At 67.4% G+C, this 20,543-nt stretch carries 18 protein-coding genes and 1 pseudogene; 11 read left to right on the top strand and 8 right to left on the bottom strand.

The window, feature by feature from the left end; translation table 11 throughout:
* Nucleotides 1-209: 209 nt before the first annotated feature.
* From ACFQ9R_RS28490 to ACFQ9R_RS28480, 3 genes are all read left to right on the top strand, one after another.
* Nucleotides 210-827, top strand: a complete 618-nt coding sequence (locus tag ACFQ9R_RS28490; RefSeq protein WP_378994771.1) for a YdcF family protein — start codon at nt 210-212, stop codon at nt 825-827.
* Between the two features lie 140 nt (nt 828-967).
* Nucleotides 968-1,777 carry an SAM-dependent methyltransferase gene (locus ACFQ9R_RS28485; protein WP_378994769.1) on the top strand — a complete coding sequence of 270 codons (810 nt, stop codon included), beginning with the start codon at nt 968-970 and terminating at the stop codon, nt 1,775-1,777.
* 36 nt (nt 1,778-1,813) lie between these two features.
* Complete coding sequence (locus tag ACFQ9R_RS28480; protein WP_378994767.1) at nt 1,814-3,106, top strand: diguanylate cyclase domain-containing protein; 1,293 nt, start codon at nt 1,814-1,816, stop codon at nt 3,104-3,106.
* An 18-nt stretch (nt 3,107-3,124) separates the two neighbouring features.
* Here ACFQ9R_RS28480 and ACFQ9R_RS28475 read toward each other — a convergent pair whose 3' ends face one another.
* Nucleotides 3,125-4,117, bottom strand: coding sequence for an acyl-ACP desaturase (locus ACFQ9R_RS28475; protein ID WP_378994765.1), 993 nt, complete (start codon nt 4,115-4,117; stop codon nt 3,125-3,127).
* A gap of 201 nt (nt 4,118-4,318) precedes the next feature.
* Between ACFQ9R_RS28475 and ACFQ9R_RS28470 the strand changes: the two genes are divergently transcribed.
* The gene (locus ACFQ9R_RS28470) at nt 4,319-5,566 is read left to right on the top strand and encodes a KasA/KasB family beta-ketoacyl-ACP synthase (RefSeq protein WP_378994777.1); all 1,248 of its coding nucleotides are present in this window, start codon (nt 4,319-4,321) and stop codon (nt 5,564-5,566) included.
* 58 nt (nt 5,567-5,624) lie between these two features.
* The gene (fadD32, locus tag ACFQ9R_RS28465; RefSeq protein ID WP_378994775.1) at nt 5,625-7,505 is read left to right on the top strand and encodes a long-chain-fatty-acid--AMP ligase FadD32; all 1,881 of its coding nucleotides are present in this window, start codon (nt 5,625-5,627) and stop codon (nt 7,503-7,505) included.
* Between the two features lie 90 nt (nt 7,506-7,595).
* On the opposite strand, the gene ACFQ9R_RS28460 is transcribed toward fadD32, so the two are convergent.
* The 5 genes from ACFQ9R_RS28460 to ACFQ9R_RS28440 all read right to left on the bottom strand — a co-directional run bounded on the left by ACFQ9R_RS28460 (nt 7,596) and on the right by ACFQ9R_RS28440 (nt 12,550).
* Complete coding sequence (locus ACFQ9R_RS28460; RefSeq protein WP_378994763.1) at nt 7,596-9,188, bottom strand: LCP family protein; 1,593 nt, start codon at nt 9,186-9,188, stop codon at nt 7,596-7,598.
* Nucleotides 9,185-10,393, bottom strand: coding sequence for an Ig-like domain-containing protein (locus ACFQ9R_RS28455; protein ID WP_378994761.1), 1,209 nt, complete (start codon nt 10,391-10,393; stop codon nt 9,185-9,187). The genes ACFQ9R_RS28460 and ACFQ9R_RS28455 overlap by 4 nt, the downstream gene beginning before the upstream one ends.
* Before the next feature lie 25 nt (nt 10,394-10,418).
* The gene (locus ACFQ9R_RS28450) at nt 10,419-10,961 is read right to left on the bottom strand and encodes a YceI family protein (RefSeq protein ID WP_378994759.1); all 543 of its coding nucleotides are present in this window, start codon (nt 10,959-10,961) and stop codon (nt 10,419-10,421) included.
* 90 nt (nt 10,962-11,051) lie between these two features.
* Nucleotides 11,052-11,246 carry a hypothetical protein gene (locus ACFQ9R_RS28445; protein WP_378994757.1) on the bottom strand — a complete coding sequence of 65 codons (195 nt, stop codon included), beginning with the start codon at nt 11,244-11,246 and terminating at the stop codon, nt 11,052-11,054.
* 83 nt (nt 11,247-11,329) lie between these two features.
* On the bottom strand, nt 11,330-12,550 hold the full coding sequence (locus ACFQ9R_RS28440; protein ID WP_378639341.1) for an MFS transporter: 1,221 nt from the start codon (nt 12,548-12,550) through the stop codon (nt 11,330-11,332).
* A gap of 167 nt (nt 12,551-12,717) precedes the next feature.
* Between ACFQ9R_RS28440 and ACFQ9R_RS28435 the strand changes: the two genes are divergently transcribed.
* The 5 genes from ACFQ9R_RS28435 to ACFQ9R_RS28415 all read left to right on the top strand — a co-directional run bounded on the left by ACFQ9R_RS28435 (nt 12,718) and on the right by ACFQ9R_RS28415 (nt 17,782).
* Nucleotides 12,718-13,560 (top strand): DUF72 domain-containing protein, encoded by an 843-nt coding sequence (locus tag ACFQ9R_RS28435; RefSeq protein ID WP_378994755.1) that lies wholly within the window; start codon nt 12,718-12,720, stop codon nt 13,558-13,560.
* A 225-nt stretch (nt 13,561-13,785) separates the two neighbouring features.
* Complete coding sequence (locus tag ACFQ9R_RS28430; protein ID WP_378994753.1) at nt 13,786-14,346, top strand: hypothetical protein; 561 nt, start codon at nt 13,786-13,788, stop codon at nt 14,344-14,346.
* 112 nt (nt 14,347-14,458) lie between these two features.
* Entirely contained in the window at nt 14,459-15,604 is a 1,146-nt protein-coding gene (locus ACFQ9R_RS28425; RefSeq protein ID WP_378994751.1) for an acyl-CoA dehydrogenase family protein, read from the top strand.
* 228 nt (nt 15,605-15,832) lie between these two features.
* Nucleotides 15,833-16,288, top strand: coding sequence for a DUF4254 domain-containing protein (locus ACFQ9R_RS28420; protein WP_378994749.1), 456 nt, complete (start codon nt 15,833-15,835; stop codon nt 16,286-16,288).
* Between the two features lie 114 nt (nt 16,289-16,402).
* Nucleotides 16,403-17,782, top strand: coding sequence for a metallophosphoesterase (locus ACFQ9R_RS28415; RefSeq protein WP_378994747.1), 1,380 nt, complete (start codon nt 16,403-16,405; stop codon nt 17,780-17,782).
* A 73-nt stretch (nt 17,783-17,855) separates the two neighbouring features.
* Here the strand turns inward: ACFQ9R_RS28415 and ACFQ9R_RS28410 are convergent, their stop codons facing one another.
* Nucleotides 17,856-18,389, bottom strand: coding sequence for an Rv3235 family protein (locus ACFQ9R_RS28410; RefSeq protein WP_378994745.1), 534 nt, complete (start codon nt 18,387-18,389; stop codon nt 17,856-17,858).
* A 415-nt stretch (nt 18,390-18,804) separates the two neighbouring features.
* A pseudogene (locus ACFQ9R_RS28405) lies at nt 18,805-18,948 on the bottom strand (zinc ribbon domain-containing protein); the annotation flags it as partial.
* 265 nt (nt 18,949-19,213) lie between these two features.
* Between ACFQ9R_RS28405 and ACFQ9R_RS28400 the strand changes: the two are divergent.
* A complete protein-coding gene (locus tag ACFQ9R_RS28400) occupies nt 19,214-20,506 on the top strand; it encodes a hypothetical protein (RefSeq protein WP_378994743.1) in 1,293 nt (430 codons plus the stop codon).
* Nucleotides 20,507-20,543 lie beyond the last annotated feature (37 nt).

Below are 20,543 nucleotides of genomic sequence, written 5' to 3'. Positions count from 1 at the left end.
TGGTACTGCACTCGACAGGGTGTGGGAGAGTAGGACACTGCCGGAACATCTTTGCGAAAGGCCCTCCAACTTCGGTTGGAGGGCCTTTTTGCGTTCCCAGGATACCTCCCGGACCGGGGCGAACAGTCCGAACCATCAACATTTCAGAAATGGGCATGTCGGAGGTTCCGGTCAGCGACGATGATGCGACGTCGCTTCGGGAGGTCACCATGAACTGGCTCTTCACTCACCAGGCACTGCGCCGTTGTGCGGCCGTCCTGGTGCTGCCTGCCGCACTGGTCGGCGCGGTCGCGACCGCGCCACTCGGTGCCGCCGCGCCATCCGCCGATCCACTGATCGGCGCGGTCGGGTCGGTCGCCGGCCTCGCCGGGATCGTGCTGCCGGCCACCTACGGCCCCGAGACGGCGATCGTGGTGCTCGGATACGGTCTGCTGCCCGATGGCACGATGCGGCCCGAATTGGGTAATCGCTTGCACGCGGCGCTGATTCAGGCCTTTATGTCGCCCGCTTCGCCGGTGATCGTGACCGGCGGCAACCCACGCAACGGTGTCACCGAGGCGCAGGTGATGGCCGACTGGCTCAATGTTCGTGGTGTCGCCAGGAACCGGTTGCACGCGGAAACCGAAGCCGGTTCCACCGTGCAGAATGCCGAGTTCTCGGCGCGCATGATGGAAGCGCTCGGCGTGACCAAAGCTGTCCTGATCACCTCCGCCGACCATATGCGCCGGGCTCTGGACAATTTTCTGGCGGCCGGTATCCCGGTCGTCGCCACTATGACCCCGGATGTGGCCCCCCTGTGGGCCCAGCCGTACGGCTCCGAAAAATAGGCCCCGGCACCACCATCGGTCGAGGCCATGACTTTCGCTAATGGATAGCCGCGCCGATGTCGGTGGCGCCGATTACGATGCGGGAGGCGTCATCGCGGGTTGCGAGGGTGCGGTGCGGTAATGGCAGACAGGGGAATTCGATGGAACGGCCGGTATGGGCGCCCGAAGGTGTCGATATGCAGCATCCGAGTCCGGCTCGGATGTACGACGCTTTGCTCGGCGGCTCGCACAACTTCGCGGTCGACCGGGACGCCGCGGAGATGGCTACCGGGCTCGTTCCAGACCTGCCGCGGTTGGCGCTGAGTAATCGCGCGTTTCTGCGCCGGGCGGTCCGCTTCATGCTCGATGCCGGAATCCGGCAGTTCCTCGACGTCGGATCGGGCATCCCCACTGCGGGCAACGTGCACGAGATCGTGCACGAGCTCGACCCGGAGGCCACGGTGCTCTACGTCGACATCGACCCGGTGGCCGTCGCTCATTCGCGAACCATTCTGCAGGGCAGCGAGCGCGCGGGTGCGATCGAGGCCGACCTACGCAAACCTGCCGACCTGGTCGCCGCGGTGCGCGAGACAGGGTTGATCGACTTCGACGGCCCTGTGGGGTTGCTGCTGATCGCGGTGCTGCATCTGGTGCCCGATGTGGACGATCCGGTCGGCAAGGTGGCAGCGCTGCGCGAAGTGGTGGCAGCGGGTAGTTTTATAGCCATTTCACATCTCACCTCCGAGCTTCGGCCCGATGACGCCGGTAAACTGGGTACGCACTCGGTGAACCAGTCCAAGGTCGGTATTCATTTCCGGTCCAAGGATGAGATCGTCGCGTTGTTCGAGGGATGGGATTCGGTCGAGCCAGGCGTTGTCGAGTTGCCGTTGTGGCGGCCCGAGTCCGAGCGCGATCAGCACGAGAAGCCGGGCCGCTCGCTCGGCATGGGCGGTGTCGCGATCAAGAAGTAGACCGCCTGACATGGCGGGTGCGATAGACGATGACAGGTGGATGAAGCAGTGGGGTCGTGGGAGCTGGCGCGGCGGTGGGCGGATGCCCTCGATGGCGTCGTAGCTCCTACCCTCAACCGCTCGCAGATCGAAGAGATGCTGGCTGCCCTGTGCACCGGTCTGATCGACGCGGCACGCGGTGGGGAGGATCCGGACATCGCGCGACGGGCGGCTCGGATGCTGGTCGCCGCCAACTACCGTGACCCGTCGGCGGTGAGCCGTTCGGTGCCGGTGATCTGTGCCGATCTGGTCGAGCTCGTCGCCGACGGCCCGGCCGACCCCGCGCTACCGCAGATCCGCGACCGGGCGATCGTCCTGGCCGCCGACTTCGCGGCAGGCTTCACCGCGGCGCTGCGGGCCGCGGCGCTGGCCGAGCAGGAGGCCACGCTGGCCGCGGTGCTCGCCGCGGCGCAGGAGGCGGAGAACCGCCGGGCGCTCTCCGAAGCCCGTTTCGAGGCGGTCTTCGACGGCGCGCTCGTCGGCATCGGCACCGTCGACATGACCGGCCAGGTGATCAACTGCAACGCCATCATGGCCCATATGCTCGGCCAGACCCCGGAGACGATGCCGGGCCGGACCGTCGCCGACATCCTGGGCCCGCAGAACCTGAACTTCGCGTTCGAACAACTCCAGTTGATGGTCGCCGGCGAATCCGAGAGCTTCCGGACCGAGACCGAGCATCTACATGCCGACGGTCGGGTGACCGCGATCGACCTGTCGATGTCGGCGGTGCGCGGCACCGATGGGAGCATCGAGTTCCTGATCGGCGTCGCGGTCGATGTCACCGAGCGCAAACAGCTGGCCGACCGCCTGTGGCACGACGCCAATCACGACGCGCTCACCGGTCTCCCGAACCGCCCACACCTGTTCAACCGACTGGCGCAAGCGCAACCGCCGATCGGGGTCTGCTATCTGGACCTCGACGGGTTCAAGGAGATCAACGATCTGTGGGGGCACACGATCGGAGATCGTGTGCTCGAGGTCGTGGCCGACCGGATGCGCGAAGCGGTACGCCCGGACAAGGCGCTCGCCGCCCGCATCGGCGGTGACGAGTTCCTGGTGCTGGTCGAAAGATGCTCCGGTGAAGCGCAATTGGCGCGACTGGCCGGCGAGCTGCTGTCCGCGCTCACCGAGCCGCTCGAGGTGGACGGACACATGCTCGCCGTGGGCGCCAGCATCGGCACCGCCTTCTTCGAGCAATTGCCCGGCGCCGTAGACGAATTGGTGCACGCCGCCGACGCGGCGATGTACCGCAACAAGAACGACGCGCGCCGCGATCCGGCCCGGTAGCGGCCGGGCCGGAACCGATCAGACCGATTGCCGCTCGCGCCCGGCCGCTCGCGCCAGTGAGCGATCGCGTTGTTCCTCGAAGCGGAGAACGTCCCCGCCCAGCCGATCGAGGAAGGCTGCCAGATCCTCGCGAGCGCGCTCGCCTCGCGGCCCGAAGTCATTGCGCTCGAAGATGTTCCACTTGCGCAGCACCGGCATCAGTACCTCTTCGAGATGCTGGCGCAGATCGTAGATGCCGTGCTTGGCCATCAGCACGCCGTTGCGTCGCCAGCCGGGCATGCCCGCACCGGGCATCTGGAAGTTCTGCACGATGGTGCTGATCGCCTCGATGGTCTGGTCGGGGGCCAGGTCGAGCGAGGCGGCGCACAGGTTGCGGTAGAAGATCATGTGCAGGTTCTCGTCGGCGGCGATGCGGGCGAGCATGCGGTCGGCGATCGGGTCGTCGCAGACCCGCCCGGTGTTGCGGTGGCTCACCCTGGTGGCCAGTTCCTGGAAGGTCACATAGGCCACGGAGAACAGGAATCCGGCGCCGGTCGAGGCGTGGATGTCGAAGCCCGGCGCCTTGTCGTCCACGACGGCCATCGCCGAATATCCGTTGGTCATGTGGATCATTCGGGCCTGTTCGAGCGCGACCGGGTCGACCCCGCGGGTCACCACCAGGTAGTCGCGCAGTACGATTCCGTGCCGGTTCTCCTCGGCGGTCCAGCGGCCCACCCAGGTGCCCCAGGCGCCGTCCTTGGAGAAGTTCTCGGCGATCTCACGGTGGTAGGAGGGCAGGTTGTCCTCGGTGAGCAGGTTGGTGACCATGGCCGCCTTGGCGAGTTCGCTGAGGGCGGATTGTTCTGGGTCCCAATCGATTCCGCCCATGGACGCGAAGTTGCGGCCACGGTCCCACGGCACATAATCGTGCGGGTGCCAGTCCTTGGCCATCGATAGATGGCGGTCGACATTGCTCGCGGCGATGGGTTCCAGCTCGATCAGTAGTTCCAGTTGGGTCAGGTTCCTGGCCACGCTCGTTGCCCTTTCCGGTTAGTGAAAAGCGAGAGTTGCGTCGGTCCGGTAGTGTTGCCCGTCGTCACAATAGACCCGGCGCATCGCGCCTGGAAACGACACGGTGTTCCTTCGCACTGTTTCGGAATTTGGGCGCGTCGCGCCGTGTGCATATACGCTCCACCAGTTCAGCTCCATCAGCGGTTCCCGTTCAGTCGTGGCATAGCTAGAGAGAGTGAGCGAAAAATTATGACGGACATCGTGGTCACGAGCCTGGCGGCGACCACGTCGATCGCGGGCGACGTCGACTCGACCTGGAAAGGTCTGCTCAACGGCGAGAGCGGAATCGACGTCTTGGAAGACTCCTTCATCGACGATTTCGAACTGCCGGTGCGGATCGGCGGCCACCTGAAGGTGTCGCCCACCCTCTCGCTCACCCGCGAAGAGGCGCGCAAACTGTCCTACGTCGAACAGATGGCCGTGGTTCTCGGCCGCGAGGTGTGGCGCAACGCGGGCAGCCCCGTCGTGGACCGCGACCGGCTCGGCGTCTCGATCGGTACCGGCCTCGGCGGCGCGGAATCGCTGATCTACGCCCGCGATCGGCTCCGCAACGGCGGTTACCGCAAGGTCTCGCCGTTGACCGTGCAGGCCATCATGCCCAACGGTCCCGCGGCCTGCGTCGGCCTCGAATTGGGTGCGCGGGCCGGGGTTTCCACGCCGGTGTCGGCCTGCTCGTCGGGCTCGGAGGCGATCGCCAACGCGTGGCGGATGATCATGATGGGCGATGCCGACATGGTGGTGACCGGCGGTGTCGAGGGCTCCATCCAGGCGGTGCCGATCGCGGCGTTCACGCAGATGCGAGCCATGAGCACCCGCAACGACGATCCCAAGGCGGCCTCGCGTCCCTTCGACGCCGACCGTGACGGGTTCGTCTTCGGCGAGGCGGGCGCGATGATGGTGATCGAGACCGAGGAGCACGCGAAGGCGCGGGGCGCGACGATTCACGCCCGGCTGCTCGGCGCGGGCGTCACCTCCGACGGATTCCACCTCGTCGCACCGGATCCCGAGGGCACCGGCGCCGCGCGGGCGATGACGCGGGCGATGCAGACCGGCGGGATCAGCCGCACCGACGTCACCCACATCAACGCCCACGCCACCGCGACCCCGATCGGCGACACCGCCGAGGCCAATGCGATCGCGAAGGCGATCGGCTCGCACGCGTCGGTGTACGCGCCGAAATCGGCTCTCGGGCATTCGATCGGCGCGGTCGGTGCGCTCGAATCGGTGCTGACGGTGCTCAGTGTGCGCGACGGCATCGTGCCGCCCACGCTGAATCTGGACAATCAGGACCCCGAAATCGATTTGGACGTGGTGTCGGGTCAGGCGCGGCGTGGTCGCATCGATTACGCGGTGAACAACTCCTTCGGTTTCGGCGGTCACAACGTGGCGATCTCGTTCGGACGGTATTGACGATTCGCCTTGTGGTGGCGGATTCGGAGTCAATGTGCGTTGAAAAGGATTGGGAATGATCGGCGAGACTTTCGACGACTATGTAGACGAACTGGGGACTATCCGGATTCCCGGTGATCAGACCCTGATCGACTTCGTCGACAAACACAGCGAGGCCAACGGGGACGACCTGGCCTATCGCTTCATCGACTATTCGACAGAACGTGAGGGGGAATACCAGGAGCTGACCTGGCGTGAGTTCGGCGTGCGGCTGCGCGCGGTGGCCGCGCGATTGCAGCAGGTGACCCAGCCCGGCGACCGGGTGGCGGTGCTGGCGCCGCAGGGTCTCGACTATGTCGTCGCGCTGTTCGCGGCGGTGTACGCGGGGAATGTGGCTGTGCCGCTGTTCGATCCGGAGGAGCAGGGCCACAGCGACCGGCTGCACGCCGTTCTCGGCGACTGCGAACCGGCCGCGGTGCTCACCGTCGGTAGCGCGGCGGCCGGCGTGCGCAACTTCTTCCGCGAACAGCCCGCGGCGCAACGGCCCAGAATCATCGCGGTCGAGGCGATTCCCGACACCGTCGGCACGCGCTGGCGCAGGCCCGACATCAATATCGACAGCGTGGCGTATCTGCAGTACACCTCCGGGTCCACCAGGGTGCCCGCCGGTGTCGAGATCACCCACCGCTCGGTGGGGACCAACCTGCTGCAGATGATCGATGCCATCGGGATCACCGAGAACGCCCGCGGGGTCACCTGGCTGCCGCTGTTCCACGACATGGGGCTGCTCACGGTGATCCTGCCGACCATCGGTGGCAAGTTCATCACCATCATGTCGCCCAGCGCGTTCGTGCGCAGGCCCGCGCGCTGGATCAAGGAGCTGGCCGCGCAAGCGGACGGCGCCGAAATCTATTCGGCGGCACCGAACTTCGCGTTCGAACACGCGGCGATGCGCGGGTTGCCCAAGGGAGACGAATCGCTCGACCTGTCGAACGTGATCGGTCTGATCAACGGCAGTGAGCCGGTGTCGGTGGCCTCGATGCGCAAGTTCAACGAGGCGTTCGCGCCCTACGGGCTGTCCAAGACCGCGATCAAGCCGTGCTACGGGATGGCCGAGGCCACGCTGTTCGTGTCGGCGACCAAGCGTGACGACGAGGCGCGGGTGGTCTATGTCGATCGCGGCCAGTTGAACGACGGCCGGATGGTGGAGTGCGACGAGCACGCCGAGAACGCGGTGGCGCAGGTGTCGTGCGGACACGTGGCGCGGTCACAGTGGGCGGTGATCGTCGATCCCGGTACCGGGATCGAGCGTCGCGACGGCGAGGTCGGCGAGATCTGGCTGCACGGTGACAATATGGGCATCGGGTACTGGGGCCGGGCGGAGGAGACCGCGGAGACCTTCCGCAATCGGGTGGTCGCGCGCATGCCGGTCGGTAGTCGCGCCGAGGGTGCGCCCGATGACGCGAAGTGGATGCGGACCGGCGACTACGGCGCCTATCACGACGGCGAGCTGTTCATCACCGGCCGGGTGAAGGACCTGGTGATCGTGGACGGGCGCAACCACTATCCGCAGGATCTCGAATACTCGGCGCAGGAGGCCAGTACGGCGTTGCGGCCCGGCTTCATCGCGGCCTTCTCGGTGCAGGCGGGCCAGTTGCCCGCACCGGTGCTCGAGGCCGGGACGGTGTCCGATCCGGCGGCGGAGCAATTGGTGATCGTCGCCGAAAGAGGGACGGGCGCGGCGAAACTCGAGCCGGGCCCGATCACGGACGCGGTGCGCGCGGCGATCGCCCGCAGGCACGGGGTGATGGTGCGCGACCTGTTGCTGGTGCCCGCGGGATCGATTCCGCGGACGTCGAGCGGGAAGATCGCCCGACGGGCCTGCAAGGCCGCGTATCTGGACGGGACGCTGCGCGGTGGATACCGGCAGCAGGCCTATCCGGACGCACCGGAGGAGTGAGAGACGGTCGGCCACTGGGCATTCCGGTGGCCGACCGATATCCGCCTCGTGCGTCCGGCTCCGGCGCCCGGCTGACGCGGCGCAGGTCGCTCAGTTGACGCAGGGAATGGTGTCGCCGATGTTGGTGGACAACGGTTTTCCCTGGTCGGGCAGCGGCATCGAGCCGGATGTCGTGGTCGTGGGAGGCGTGGTCGTCGATGTGGTCGGGCTCAGCTCGGTGGGCATCGTGAAGTCCGCGCCGAGCGCGACCTTGATCCGCCCGTCTTCGATCGACGGCGAGGCGGAAACCGGCAGCCCGCCGAGAAGTTCCGCCAGCGCACGCGCATCGTCGGCGGCACCGAGGCCGTAGGTGATGGCCGAGTACTGGCCGTCGCTCGAATCACCGTTGCCGATCAGGCCCGCACCGTAGCCCCGGCTCGTCAGCGCGGCCGAGAGCGCCGCCGCCTGCCCTTTCTCGGTGCCCACATTGTGCACATCGACCACGCTCGTCAGGGGCGATGCCGTGGTCGTGGTCGCCGGCACCTCCTGGCCGAAGGCCGCCCGCACCTCCCGTTTGATCGCGGCCGGGTCGACGATGTTCACGTCCTGACCGTCGATCACGTCGTAGCGCACCACCGGCAGCGTGCGGAATTCGACCGGTACCGAGCCGGCGGAGCCCATGTCGCGGGCGAAGTCGAACAGGTTCCAGCCGTCGGAGAGCACCACGTCACGGTGCGCCACGTCCATCAGTTCCGTGAGTTGGCTCAGGTTGGTCAGCGTTCCGGAGTCCTTGAGCGACTTGGCGACCGAGGTGAGGAAAGCCTGTTGACGATGGGTGCGGTCGAGGTCGCCGTTGAGCAGTCCGTGACGTTGGCGGACGAACGCCAGGGCTTGTGAACCATCGAGATGCTGCCTGCCCGCGGGGAAACTCGCGCCGGAGAACTCGCTGTCGTCGACGGCGTGGTTGAGACACACGTCGACCCCACCGACAGCGGTGGCCAGGTCGTAGAAGCCCGCGAGGGAGATCTCGGCGAACCGGTCGATCGGAACCCCGACGAGATTGCGGACGGTGGTGACGATGGACGCGCGTCCGGCCTCCCGGCCGCGCCGCTCCAGTACCACCGGATCCTTTTCGCCCTGGTCGATCAACTTCGCTTGCACCGCGGCCTTTTTCAAGCCGTACGCCTCTTTGATCTTGATCTGCTGGTAGCCGGGGATTCCCGTCACCGGCACATAGTTGTCGCGGGGGATGGAGAAGGCGACGACCTTGCTCTTGTCGGCCGGAATGTGCAGCAGGATCAGCGAATTCGCGTTGTAGCCGCCCTCGGTGCCGTCACCGGCGTGCAACTGGTCGAGCACCTCTTTCGGCAGGTCGTTGCCGTTGAGATCCTTGCGGGTGTCCAGGCCGATCAACAGGATGTTGACGGCGCCGCCGCCGGAACGCGGGGCGTCCTCACCGAGTGCGGTGGAATGGGTGAAGCCGGAATCGAAGTCCTGCTTGGCCGACCAGGCCAGGCCGGTGCCCGCGAGGACGGCCAGTGCGGTGGTGGCCACGAGCATTCTGGCCATGATCAACCCGGCTCGGCGAGCGCGGCCGCGCCGTGGCGCGCGAGGGTCGGTGGCGGCGTGCTTGCCGACGCGCTGTGGTCCCCGTCGTGCTGTCTCCCGGCGCGGCGGCGGCGGAAAGGCGTTGTCCCCGTTCACCGCAGCGCGCTACCTGCCTGCCACTGTTCCCACGGCACACTCCAGTCGCCGTTCTGCCACACCTCGAGCGGGGCGCCGCCGGTATTCCTGATCTCGACCACGTCGCCGGGTTGGGAGAAATTGTAGAACCAGCGCGCGTTCTCGCCGCTGAGATTGAGGCAGCCATGTGAGACGTTGGTGTTGCCCTGCGCCCAGATCGTGTCGTCGAGTTGGTGCAGATAGATGCCGTCGGTGCTGATCCTGGTCGCCCAGCCGATGGATTCCTTGTAGCCGAGTCGGGAGTTCACCGGCAGGCCGTAGGTGGAGGAGTCCATGATCACCGGATTGGCTTTGTCCATCACGGTGTACACCCCGGGCTGGGTCCAGAAGGTGATGGTCTTGCCCGCGACGGTCTGGCTACCGCCCATGCCCAGCGAGGTGGGCATCGTCTTGATCAGCGTGCCGTTCTCGTATACCTGCACCTGCTTGTCGTTGTCGTCGACGATCGAGACGTGCGAGGGGCCGATGGTGAAGCTGGTCTTCGTGTCTTCCTGGCCGTAGAGGCCACCGCCGAGATCCTTGCCGTAGATGTCGGCGGTGAGCGTCACTTTCGTGCCGGGCGTGTAGTAGTTCGCGGGCCGCCAGTGGGCGTTGCGGTTGTCGAGCCAGTACCAGGAGCCGGTGACGGGCGGATCGGTGGTGACCGACAGGTGCTTCTCGGCCGTCGCGCGATCGGGCACGTCCTCGTCGAAGTGCGCGACGGCGACGGTGCCGACGCCGAAAGTGCCCGATGAGGAGAGTTCCGTGCCGCCCGTGGTTCGGAAATAGACCTTGGTCTGGTTGTTCGGCGCCAGCGTGGTGAACGACGAGGTGATCGGCCCGACCCGGCCGGTGACGGTGACCGCCTCGGCCGTGACCGTGTAGGTGTGGCCGTAGCCCAGTGGTTCCGACGGTTTCCATGCCGACTGGTCGGGGGTGAGGATGCCGTCGACCGTGCCGCCCTGCTCGTTGGTCATCGTGACCGCGGTGAGCTGCCCGTCGCTGGTACTCACGCGCACCGGGCCCAGCGGATCGATCTCGGTCGCGCCGTCTTCCGGCGCGACCGAGATCGCCGGGGCAGGTGGGGCGGCGGATTCGGTCCCGGATTCGGTGGGTGAGCCGCCGCAGGCCGCGACCAGCACCAGGAACCCGGCGGCTAGGCCGGCTCGGAAACGTCGTCCTGACATGCGCCCCTCCTGTGCTCGGTGCCGCTCAGCTCTGCAGGCCGACCTCGACGTCGAGCGAGAGGTTGATCTTGTCGCCGATCACGGCGCCGCCGTCGGCCATCGGGATGTCGGTGGTGAGGCCGAAATCGCGGCGGTTGATGGTGGCGGTCGCGGAGAAACCGGCGACCGGGGCATCGGCCATCCCGGGGCCGGTGCCGAGGAATTCGACCTCGAGGGTCACCGGGTGGGTGTTGCCGCGGATGGTGAAGTCGCCGGTGACGGAGAACTCGGTGCTGCGCGCCGTGAAACCGGTGGCCTTGAAGGTGGCGATCGGGTGGTTGGCGACGTCGAAGAAGTCGGCGCTGGCCAAGTGCCCGTCTCGTTGCGCGTTGTCGGTGGTGACCGAAGCCACCTTCATCTCGACATCGGCATCGGCGGAGCCGTCGGGATGAACCACGAGCGTGCCCGCGAAATCGGTGAATCGGCCGCGCACTTTGCTCACCATCAGATGGCGCACGGAGAACTGGAGCGTGGAATGCGCGGGGTCGATGACCCAGGTTCCAGCGGGTAGTCCGGTAGGGGCCGACATGGTCTCTCCTCACTTGGCGATCCGGCCGTGTGGGCCGACGGGCGTGAAGCGATAGCGCCAACCAGCGTAACCCCGTTCACCGCGGGCGGGTCAGTCCTCGCTGGTGGCGCGTTCGCCGAGAAACCGCAGGAGCGCGGGATCGGTGGAGGTGAAGCGGTCTGCTTCCTGCCCGCCGGTGCACTCGTAGAGGGCGATGGTCACGGAGTCGGGTCGGCGGCTGACGACCCGCCAGACCGCGCCGGAATCCTGCCAGCGGAGAAGGGTTTCGACGGGGTCGGTGCTCACTCGATCCACCGTAATGTGCCGCGATCGCGGATCGTCGGGTCGGCCGATGTGCTGGCCACGGTTTCAGCGGGACAGAGTTGCGCTCAGATCCGTTCGCGGTAGTTCGCGGCGACGAGCGCGAGGCAACCGGCGGCGATCGCGGCGGTGACCAGATACATGGCGGGGTAGCCGAAACCGAGGCCGCTGTGCAGGGACGACAGGACCGCGGGCACGCCGAAGCCGAGGTAGCTCACCGAGTAGAAGACCGCGTTCAAGCCCGCGAGGTCGCCGGGGCCCGCGAGACGTTCGATCTGCTGCAGCCCTGCGACGAGGCCGATGCCGTAGCCGCTGCCGAGCACCACGGCGGTCAGCAGCGTCACCCAGATGCTCAAAGTGGCCGCCGTCCACGCCGCCAGAACCATGCCGGTGGTGAGCAGCACGAGCGCGACCACCGCCGCGCGCGCGGTGCCGGGACGGTCGATGCGTCGCGCCACCGATTGGATGGTGAATCCGCAGCCGAGCGTCACCATGGTGACCAGGGCGGAGAAGGCGATCGGGGCCTGCTGCACGCGCGGCAGCATCAGCGTCGGCAGGACCGCGTAGGCGGTGGCGTTGGCGGTGAACAGCCACAGGGCGATCGGCACCGCCACCCGCAGGAATCGCCGGTGCCCGGCGGCGGGGATCTTCAAGTCGTCGCGCAGCCTGCCCGGATTCGCTCGGCGGGTCACGGTTTCCGGTGTTCGAGCCACCCAGAACGCGGTCGCGACGCAGAGCGCCGCGTTGACGAGATAGGCGGTCGAATCGGGCAGCGGACCCCACTGCGCGAGGGTGCCCGCCACACCCGCGCCGAGGGCGAACCCGGCGGTCAGGCTCATCGCGGATCGCCGGGCCCCCTTGCCTGTGGCAGCGGCGGCGAAGGGAGGTTGCGACAGTTCCTTGAGCCAGCTGCCGCCGACCGCCATCGCCAGTCCGAGCGCGACACCGCACAGCATCCGCCCGGCCGCCAGCATCGGCACCGAGGCCGCGCCCACCGCGAGCAACAGCGAACCGGCCGCGGCGATCAGTGGGGCGGGCAGCATCAAGGGGCGGCGGCCGAACCGGTCGGAGAGTGGGCCGCCGATGAGCAGGGCGGGCACGATGCCGAGGACGTAGTAGAACAGCAGCAGGTCGACCGCGGTCAGCGCAAGGCCGTGGGCTTTGTACATCACCAGCAGCGGCGTGAACTCGTTGCCGCCCCACGCGATCGCCACCATGGCGGCGGACACGCCCAGCCAGGCGCGGGTGACGGAGACAGCACTGGGCCGCTCGGTGGTGAGAATCGCCATCACAGGCCCTTTCCGTTGTGCGCGCACCGGAATTCATGGATGTGGCGGTCGTACGGTCGCCGATCTGCTCGGCCGGACACCGCTACTCCCGCCGCCCGCGCACAGGGCGAACTGGTGGCAACCGGTCTCATTTTAGGGGCGGCCGGTCGCTGTATTACCGTCGGCCTGTGCGTGAGCTGCGGATGGGGTGTGCGATGTGGACGCATCCGCAGTGGCAGCAGCGGTTGCCCGCGCCGGGGGAGCGCCTGCGTGCCTACGCCGGGCACTGCGGTGCGGTCGAGGGCAACACCACGTTCTACGCGACGCCGTCCGCGTCCACCGTCGAGTCATGGGCGCGACAGACCGCGCCCGATTTCCGGTTCGTGCTCAAGCCGCCGAGGGCGGTGACGCACGAGCGCCGGCTCGTCGACGCGGGCGCCGAACTCGGGGCGTTCCTCGACGTGATGGCGCCGCTCGGGCCGCGGGTGCACGCGTTGTGGATCCAGTTGCCCGCCTCGTTCGGCCCGACCGATCTCGGCGCCCTCGCGCGCTTCCAGCGCGAGTTGCCCGGTGGACTGCGCTGCGCGGTGGAAGTGCGTCATCCAGCGTTCTTCGACGACGAGCGGGCCGCGGTGCAGCTGGAACGGGTGCTCGGGCGGATCGGGGCCGAATGGGTGCCGTTCGACACGACGGTCCTGTTCGACGGGCCACCGGGTGACCCCTCCGAATTCGAGGCACGGGCGAAGAAGCCTCGCGTTCCGCGCCGGATGCGGGCGCTCACCGAGTACCCGATCGTGCGCTACCACGGGCGCGCCGACACCGACCGCACCGTCGCGGGCTGGCAGCCGTGGGTGGAGACGGTCGCGGGTTGGCTGCGCGAAGGTCGCTCGCCGACGGTCTTCGTGCACACGCCCGACAATGCCGCGGCCCGTGGCCTGGCACGCCGTTTCCACGATGAGGTCCGCGCGATCGTCCCCGACCTGCCCGCCCAGCCGACACCCGAGTCCGACGAGCCGATGACGCTGTTCTGAGCGGATGTCCGGAATCCGGCCAGGTTCTCAGAGGCTGCTCCTATCGCGCGTTGTCGCTTCATGCCGACGTTGGCATGAAGGTTGACCGACACCCGATCCGCAAAGCCCGGGCTGTTCGAGAGAAACTCCGTTTCGCCGAGCGGCGCCCATCGTGGACACCTAGGGTTGGTTCGGGGGTGCCGGGGGGTTCGCACACGCCCGTGAGATCTACTTCGGAGTGACGAATTGACCGAGCACACAAGCGAACTCGACCAGGCGATCGCCGAACGACTCGAACCGTGGACCGCCCGGCTCGGCGCCGACCGCAAGGCCTATTTCCATCATGTGCTGCGGGTATTGCGCTCAGCCGATCTCCTGTTCGCCCGCAGCGGCGAGCCGGGGCCGCCGCCGAGTTCGCGGGAGGAGTTCCGCACCGCGGCGACCTTCCATGATCTCGGCATCTGGGCGGCATGCACCTTCGACTATCTCGAACCGTCGTGCGCGCTGGCGGGCGACTGGCTGATCACGCACGACCGGGAGGACATCGCCGAGCTCGTCGCCGAGATGATCCGCGACCACCATCGTGTGCGCCCGGCGGGCGCCGCGACCGATCCGGTGGAGCTGTTCCGGCGGGCCGATCTGATCGACGTGACGTTCGGTGCGCGCCGCTACGGACTGCCCTACGCGGCCTACTCCGCACTGATGCGGCGGTACCCGGACAGCGGCTTCCATCTCAAGCTGGTGGAGCTGACAGTCCGGCGCGCGCTCATCCATCCGTTCTCACCTTTACCGATGATGCGCTGGTGAGAGGCTATTTCGGCAGCACTATTGTCACGACGCCAATACTGCGGCACACTGGTGTCCGTAACCACCGGTCACGCCTGGACCGGTGCTGTGCCGAGCCGAACAAGGAGACTCGATGGCCGCCAATCGGTCCAGCTGGATGAACGAGGACCTGGACGCCCTGCGTGACATGACCCGTGCGTTCATGGCCAAGGAACTTGTCCCCAACATCGACAAGTACCGCGAGCAGCACCATGTCGACCGCGACCTGTGGAACAAGGCGGGCGAAGTCGGCCTGCTGTGCATCTCGATCCCCGAGGAGTACGGCGGCGGTGGCGGCACCTTCGCGCACGAGGCCGTGCTCATGGAGGAGCAGGCCCGCGCGGTCGACACCTCGTGGGGAATCAGCCTGCACAACGGCATCGTGGCCCACTACCTCCTCGCCTACGGCACCGAGGAGCAGAAGAAGCACTGGCTGCCCAAGATGGCCAGCGGCGAGGTCGTCGGCGCCATCGCGATGACCGAGCCCGGCACCGGCTCCGACCTGCAGGCCGTCAAGGCCAAGGCGATCCGTGACGGCGACGAGTACGTCATCAACGGCTCCAAGACCTTCATCACCAACGGCGCACAGGCCGACTTGATCATCCTGGTCGCCAAGACCGACCCCACTCAGGGCGCCTCCGGCGTCTCGCTGGTCCTGGTCGAGGCCGATCGCGAAGGGTTCCGTCGCGGTCGCGTGCTCGACAAGATCGGCCAGAAGGGCCAGGACACCTCCGAGCTGTTCTTCGAGGACGTGCGCGTCCCGGTGACCAACCTGCTCGGCACCCAGGAGGGTCAGGGCTTCATCCAGCTGATGCAGCAGCTGCCCCAGGAGCGCCTGATCGTCTCGATGGGCGCGGTCGCGGGCATGGAGGTCGCCCTCGACCACACGCTGCGCTACACCAAGGAGCGCGAGGCGTTCGGCCGTCCGGTGTTCGGTTTCCAGAACACCAAGTTCAAGCTGGCCGAGGTCGCCACCGAGGCCCGCATCGCGCGCGTGTTCATCGACGACTGCGTCGAGAAGCACCTCCGCGGCGAACTCGACATCCCCACCGTCGCCATGGCGAAGTGGTGGACCACCGACAAGGCGATGCAGATCGCCGACACCTGTCTGCAGCTGTTCGGCGGCTACGGGTACATGAACGAGTACCCGATCGCCCGCATGTGGGTCGACAACCGCGTCCAGCTGATCTACGCGGGCACCAACGAGATCATGAAGGAAATCATCGCCCGGAGCCTGTGATACTCCAGCTCGATCGGTGATCCCGACCGGCCGTGAACTCTTGTTCGCGGCCGGTTTTCGCTGTTGGGGGGTCATTTCGTGACCTATCCGTCGTCCCCGCCGAGACGAATGTCCTTCGACAAGCGGTACAAAACCGACGACGGGGACGGTGCGGCAACAGTGGACACGGACGGCAGCGGTTCGACGGGACGACCCGGACCGGAACCGGTACTGCCGGACCGAGCACAGATGATGCAGGCGGTCTGCGGGGTCGCCGGTGCGAGTGATCCCGTCCTCTCCGCCGCGCACGAGCTGGCCACCCTGCACGAACGCCGCGAACAGCAGATTCCCGGCGATACCAGCGAGATCGACTGGGCGCGTGCGCGTCTGGTCTGCGAGATCGACCGCTGGGTGGTGATCCGCTCACCCACTCCGGCGACCTCCGCACCCATGCACACCGAGAGCATCGGCGCCGTCGTGGACCGCATGGCCCATTTCGCCGCGCTCACCTACCGCGCGCTGGCCTGCGGGGCCGAAGCCCAACTGCGTGCCGCGCAACTGCGCCTGCACGAATTGGCTTGTGGTTACGACGATCTCATCGCCGAGGTAGCCAGTGGGGCGCGGCGGCTACCCGACGGACTCGACGGCGACCCACCGCACAGCGATGGGACACAGCAGCTGCGGAAGATGCCGCGCGACGACTAACGGCGGCGTCATCGCTTTCCGGTCGCTACCTGGGCGATCAACGTCCACATCGCCGCCCACGGGTGTTCAGCCGGGCGCCGTACCGTCAGCGAGAGACGGCGAACGGAGCCCGGCATGCTCGATCCGCGACTGCACACCGCATGGTTGGTCAACGCCGCCTCGGGGGCTGCGGCGGCCACCGTGCGTGCGCCGATGGCGCGGCCGTATTCGTGGAGCGGCGTGCGTGATCGGCTCGTCGTCACCGATCTCGAGGTCGTCACGGTCACTCACGACACGGCGATCCTCACGTGGTCGACCCATCGACGTGATCGCGCGGGACAGCTTCGCCCGGCCGTGGCCGACACCGAAGTACTGCTCGCGCCCGCCGACAGCTCGGCCACACCGGTGACCCGCTACCTCGACGGCCGTCGCACCGCGCACCACTACGCGCAAGTGCGCGGTCTCGAGCCGGGCCGCCGATATCGCTTCCGGGCCTGCTCCGACGGCGAAACCGCTGTTCCCGGCCGTACCTGGGTGACTCGACGCCCGGGAACTCCGGAGGTCACGGGCGTTTTCCTGACCGCGCCGCCACCGCCGGGGCGACTGCTGCGCACGATCGCCCTCGCCAACGACCTGCACTGGGGCGAGGACCGCAGCGGCTTGATCGTCGCCGGGCTGCCGCCGGGTCTGCGCCACGACGACGGCCACTACCCGCAGGTGATGACCGAGGCACTGCTGCACGACATCCGCCGACCCGAGCGCGCGGCAGATCATCTGGTGGTCGCGGGCGATCTCACCGATTGTGGCACCGCCGAACAGTGCGCGGGCATCGCGGCGCGTCTGGACGCCTGGGGCAGGGCGGGCAGCGATCACCTCGTCTGCCGTGGCAATCACGACGTTCCGCGCGGCGCGCATGATCACTGGGGCCAGGTGTTTCAGCCGTTCGGGCAACTCACCTGCCATGAGCTGGGTGGCTTGCGCCTGATCGGTCTCGACACCACGCGCAGGCGTGGTTCCGGCGGCACGATCCACGCCGACCAACTCGCCGAGCTCCGCGCGACCCTCGCCGCCGACCCCGACCGCCCGACGCTGATCTTCGGCCACCACCCCGCGACCCGCTATGCGGCACTGAGCAACCCCGGCGGCCCCGGTTTCGTTCTCGATCGTGCGAGCGTGGCCGCACTGCAAGCCTGCTACCGAACGGCCCCTGGCGTATTCCTGCACCACAGCGGCCACACCCACCGGAATCGCCGCAGCCGCCCCGATTCCGGCCGCGTCGAATACCTGGAGGTAGCGGCCGTGAAGGAATACCCCGGGGGCTACGCCCTGCTGCGCATCTACGAACACGGCTACACCGTCCACTTCCACCGTATCGCCGCAGCGGCGGCGCTGGCCTGGACGAGCAGGACCCGCAGGCAATACTTCGGCCTTCACCCCGACCACGCTCTCGGCAGCCTTTCCGATCGCAATCACCATGCACCCCAGGACTTCTCGGGAGTCACCGCGCTGCGTTGAGGCAGTCGACGGACCTCGCTCATGAGCTCGTCGAAATCGACTTCGGCATCCACGCTTCGACCGCCGGTGGCGATCAGAACATCCGCACCGCGACCAAGCGCCAGCTGTCCTTGGTCGACTCGATGCGGCCGGCGATAGCGAGAGTTCGCGGCCCACGCTGATACGAAGCGAAGACTTCGGCGGCACCCTCTTGTGTCGCGGTCAGTTTCACGCGGGTCAGGGTGGCGCTGCCCAAGCCCCGGCCGGGGACCAAGTCCTGCGCGAGCATGGTGTTGATGGCGGCGAGTACGCGCGCGTCTGTGTGAGCGCGCAGGTGAGTCGACGATCTGCGCCGATCGACCACCTCCAAGAGCAGCCGGAGCACCTGCTCGGCAAATCGTTTTGCGGTCGCGACAGATTCGCCTGTCGGCGCTGCCTGCGTGCAGGAGGCGCGCACTGCCCTGCGGATACTCGCCGGCGTTCCGCCCGCGGCCCTCGGTCGACCGGAACCAGTAACCCGGTGGGGCACAGCGGTATTCACGGCGACAGAACGCGGCACCTCTTCCCCACCCTCCAACCGCGGCTCGCAATGCGGCGCGGGCGACAACACAGTTCCCTCCGTAGACATGCTCGTCCCCTTCGAGTCAGTCCACCCACTCCCCAGTGGTGGCGCACAGCATGACACGGAGCTCCGACAAGTGTCCGCGAAATCAACGCAGGTCACCTCGAGATGTCCGCTCTGAGCGCACTTGAAACCTGGAACTGTCCTGTGGCTGCGCGTTCAGTGTGGTGTCGGTGGCCTGTGTCACACTCGCTGATGATGAGCCGCCACACGACTGTCGAACGCGGTCCGCAATGTAAGCGGATCGGGTTTCCCCGTTGCGAGAGTAAGGGCAAAACTGTCCCGTCGTTTCGGCTCCGCGGCATCCAGGCGAAAACCGGGCGGGCGTCTGTCCGGGTCGGTGACCACGACACAGCGCGGTCAGTGACTCTGCCGGGGTCAGCCTGACTACCGAATCGTCCGCTCTGCATCCGGCGCACCGTCATGAGCCGCGTGAAAACAGTGATTGCCAGGGTTGGGTCGGGATCGACCGCGCCGCGTTGTGATCACGATCTGCGCTGAACCCACACTCGCAGAGGAACACTCGATCCGCCAACGGCAGGGCCGCACTGATCGTTCCACAGGCAGAGCACCGTTTTGCGAGAAAACGACTTCGCCAGGTGTCGTTCCTGACTCAGCCCAGCGGCCAACGGTTCAGGAGCGGTATCGCAGCGGGCGACCTCCACCCCGTCGGCAATAGCGGCGACAGCAAATACTGTCAGCCCGACGACGCCCGAGAAGGGCGGTGCCTGAAAACTATCGGAGTTTCCAGACATGCTGTAAGAATGGTCCGTGCCGTTCACACCTGTGGTCACCTGCCTGCCTTCGCGCGCCCGGGGCGGTGGTCTGGCATGACGATCGAATCCGGTCTCGAGGACGACGTCAGCCAGCTCGCCCAGCGAGTCGAACGTGCCCGCGGGCGTCTCGCTTACCAATTCGATCCGGCCCTCACCGACGCGCTCTCCGAAGATGAGCTGCGCGCCGAACGCGAACTCGCCGAACGCATCCGTGAACAGGATCGCGAACAGCGCTGGAAGCACACCCAGGCGATGGCGTCCGCATCGGACCGCAGCCGACAGACCACCGAAGCGATCGAGAAGGCCGACATGCGAGATCTGCTGCTCGCCAGGAAGGCGATGGCGTCCCAGCGTCGCGAATCGAGCCCGCACGCGAAGCTCGCTTCGCTGTACCGGCACCGGTCGTGGTCGCTGAAGGCACTGGCCGGCGTGGTCGGCGCGGGCATGCTGTGGTCCGCGGTGAACGTGCAGCAGAACATCGCGCCCGGTGGGCCGAGCGATCCGCTGTTCTGGTTCAGCTATCTGCTCGAAGCGATGATCAGCGTGTGTCTGATCATCATCATGGTCGGGACGAACAAGGTCGCCGAGTGGGGCGTGATCGACAACCGCCGCCAGGTCGCGCTCGCCGAGCTCGCGCTGCTGGGGCTCACCGTCACCCTCAACACCTATCCCTACGTGCGGGAAGGGCGGTGGTACGACGTTGCCGTGCACGCGGTCGCGCCGGTGATGATCGGTGTCGCGCTACTGATCCACGACGCGGTCAGCGCCCGGTACGGCTTGGCCATCACCCGCGCGACCAGCCAGGTCAGGGACCTGCCCGACCCCGCCGACAACATCCTCGGCCGCCAGGCCACCGAGGGTATCCGCCTCACCTACACCCCGCCGATGACGGGCGCGGCTCGCGCCGAGGCGATCGCTGCCACCGAAACGGCCGCTACCACGCCGATCACCCGCGAACCCGCCTGGACCCCCACCGAGCCGGTTGCCAACGGCAACGGCCGCTCGCCGGAGAAGCGCAAGCGCTTCGGCATCGGCAAGCCGTCTTCCGCGGACAAGGCCACCGCCAAGAAGTCAGCTCCCGCGCCCGTGGTGGCACCGGAGCCCGCCAAGGAGCCGGCCAAGCCGGAGCCGGCCACCGATTCGGTTCCCGCCGCCCGCAAGAGCGCCATCTCCGACATCGAGGCCCGGGTCGAAAAGGCTTTCGCCGAAGCCAATTTCGGCTACGAGGCGATCGAGCCGACCAGCATCTACGACACGGGCCAGTTCCGCATCGCGGAGAGCCTGGAACAGGAACTCAACGACATGCGTGAGGCCCGCCGCCAGGCCCGCAAGGAGCGCGCGAACTAGCAGGCAGGACACAGGCCGATACCCGCGACCGCGCGGG

Source organism: Nocardia sp. NPDC056541 (assembly GCF_042794235.1).
Taxonomy (GTDB): Bacteria; Actinomycetota; Actinomycetes; order Mycobacteriales; family Mycobacteriaceae; genus Nocardia.
Note: the sequence above shows the minus strand (reverse complement) of the source record. Positions and strands in the feature narration are given on the sequence as shown.

Bases quoted from the DNA above. Each gene is read 5' to 3' on its own strand.
- ACFQ9R_RS28490 (WP_378994771.1), top strand. From the start codon at position 210: ATGAACTGGCTCTTCACTCACCAGGCACTGCGCCGTTGTGCGGCCGTC.
- ACFQ9R_RS28485 (WP_378994769.1), top strand. From the start codon at position 968: ATGGAACGGCCGGTATGGGCGCCCGAAGGTGTCGATATGCAGCATCCG.
- ACFQ9R_RS28455 (WP_378994761.1), bottom strand. From the start codon at position 10,393: ATGTCAGGACGACGTTTCCGAGCCGGCCTAGCCGCCGGGTTCCTGGTG.
- ACFQ9R_RS28450 (WP_378994759.1), bottom strand. From the start codon at position 10,961: ATGTCGGCCCCTACCGGACTACCCGCTGGAACCTGGGTCATCGACCCC.
- ACFQ9R_RS28440 (WP_378639341.1), bottom strand. From the start codon at position 12,550: ATGGCGATTCTCACCACCGAGCGGCCCAGTGCTGTCTCCGTCACCCGC.
- ACFQ9R_RS28425 (WP_378994751.1), top strand. From the start codon at position 14,459: ATGGCCGCCAATCGGTCCAGCTGGATGAACGAGGACCTGGACGCCCTG.
- ACFQ9R_RS28420 (WP_378994749.1), top strand. From the start codon at position 15,833: ATGATGCAGGCGGTCTGCGGGGTCGCCGGTGCGAGTGATCCCGTCCTC.
- ACFQ9R_RS28415 (WP_378994747.1), top strand. From the start codon at position 16,403: ATGCTCGATCCGCGACTGCACACCGCATGGTTGGTCAACGCCGCCTCG.
- ACFQ9R_RS28410 (WP_378994745.1), bottom strand. From the start codon at position 18,389: ATGTCTACGGAGGGAACTGTGTTGTCGCCCGCGCCGCATTGCGAGCCG.
- ACFQ9R_RS28400 (WP_378994743.1), top strand. From the start codon at position 19,214: ATGACGATCGAATCCGGTCTCGAGGACGACGTCAGCCAGCTCGCCCAG.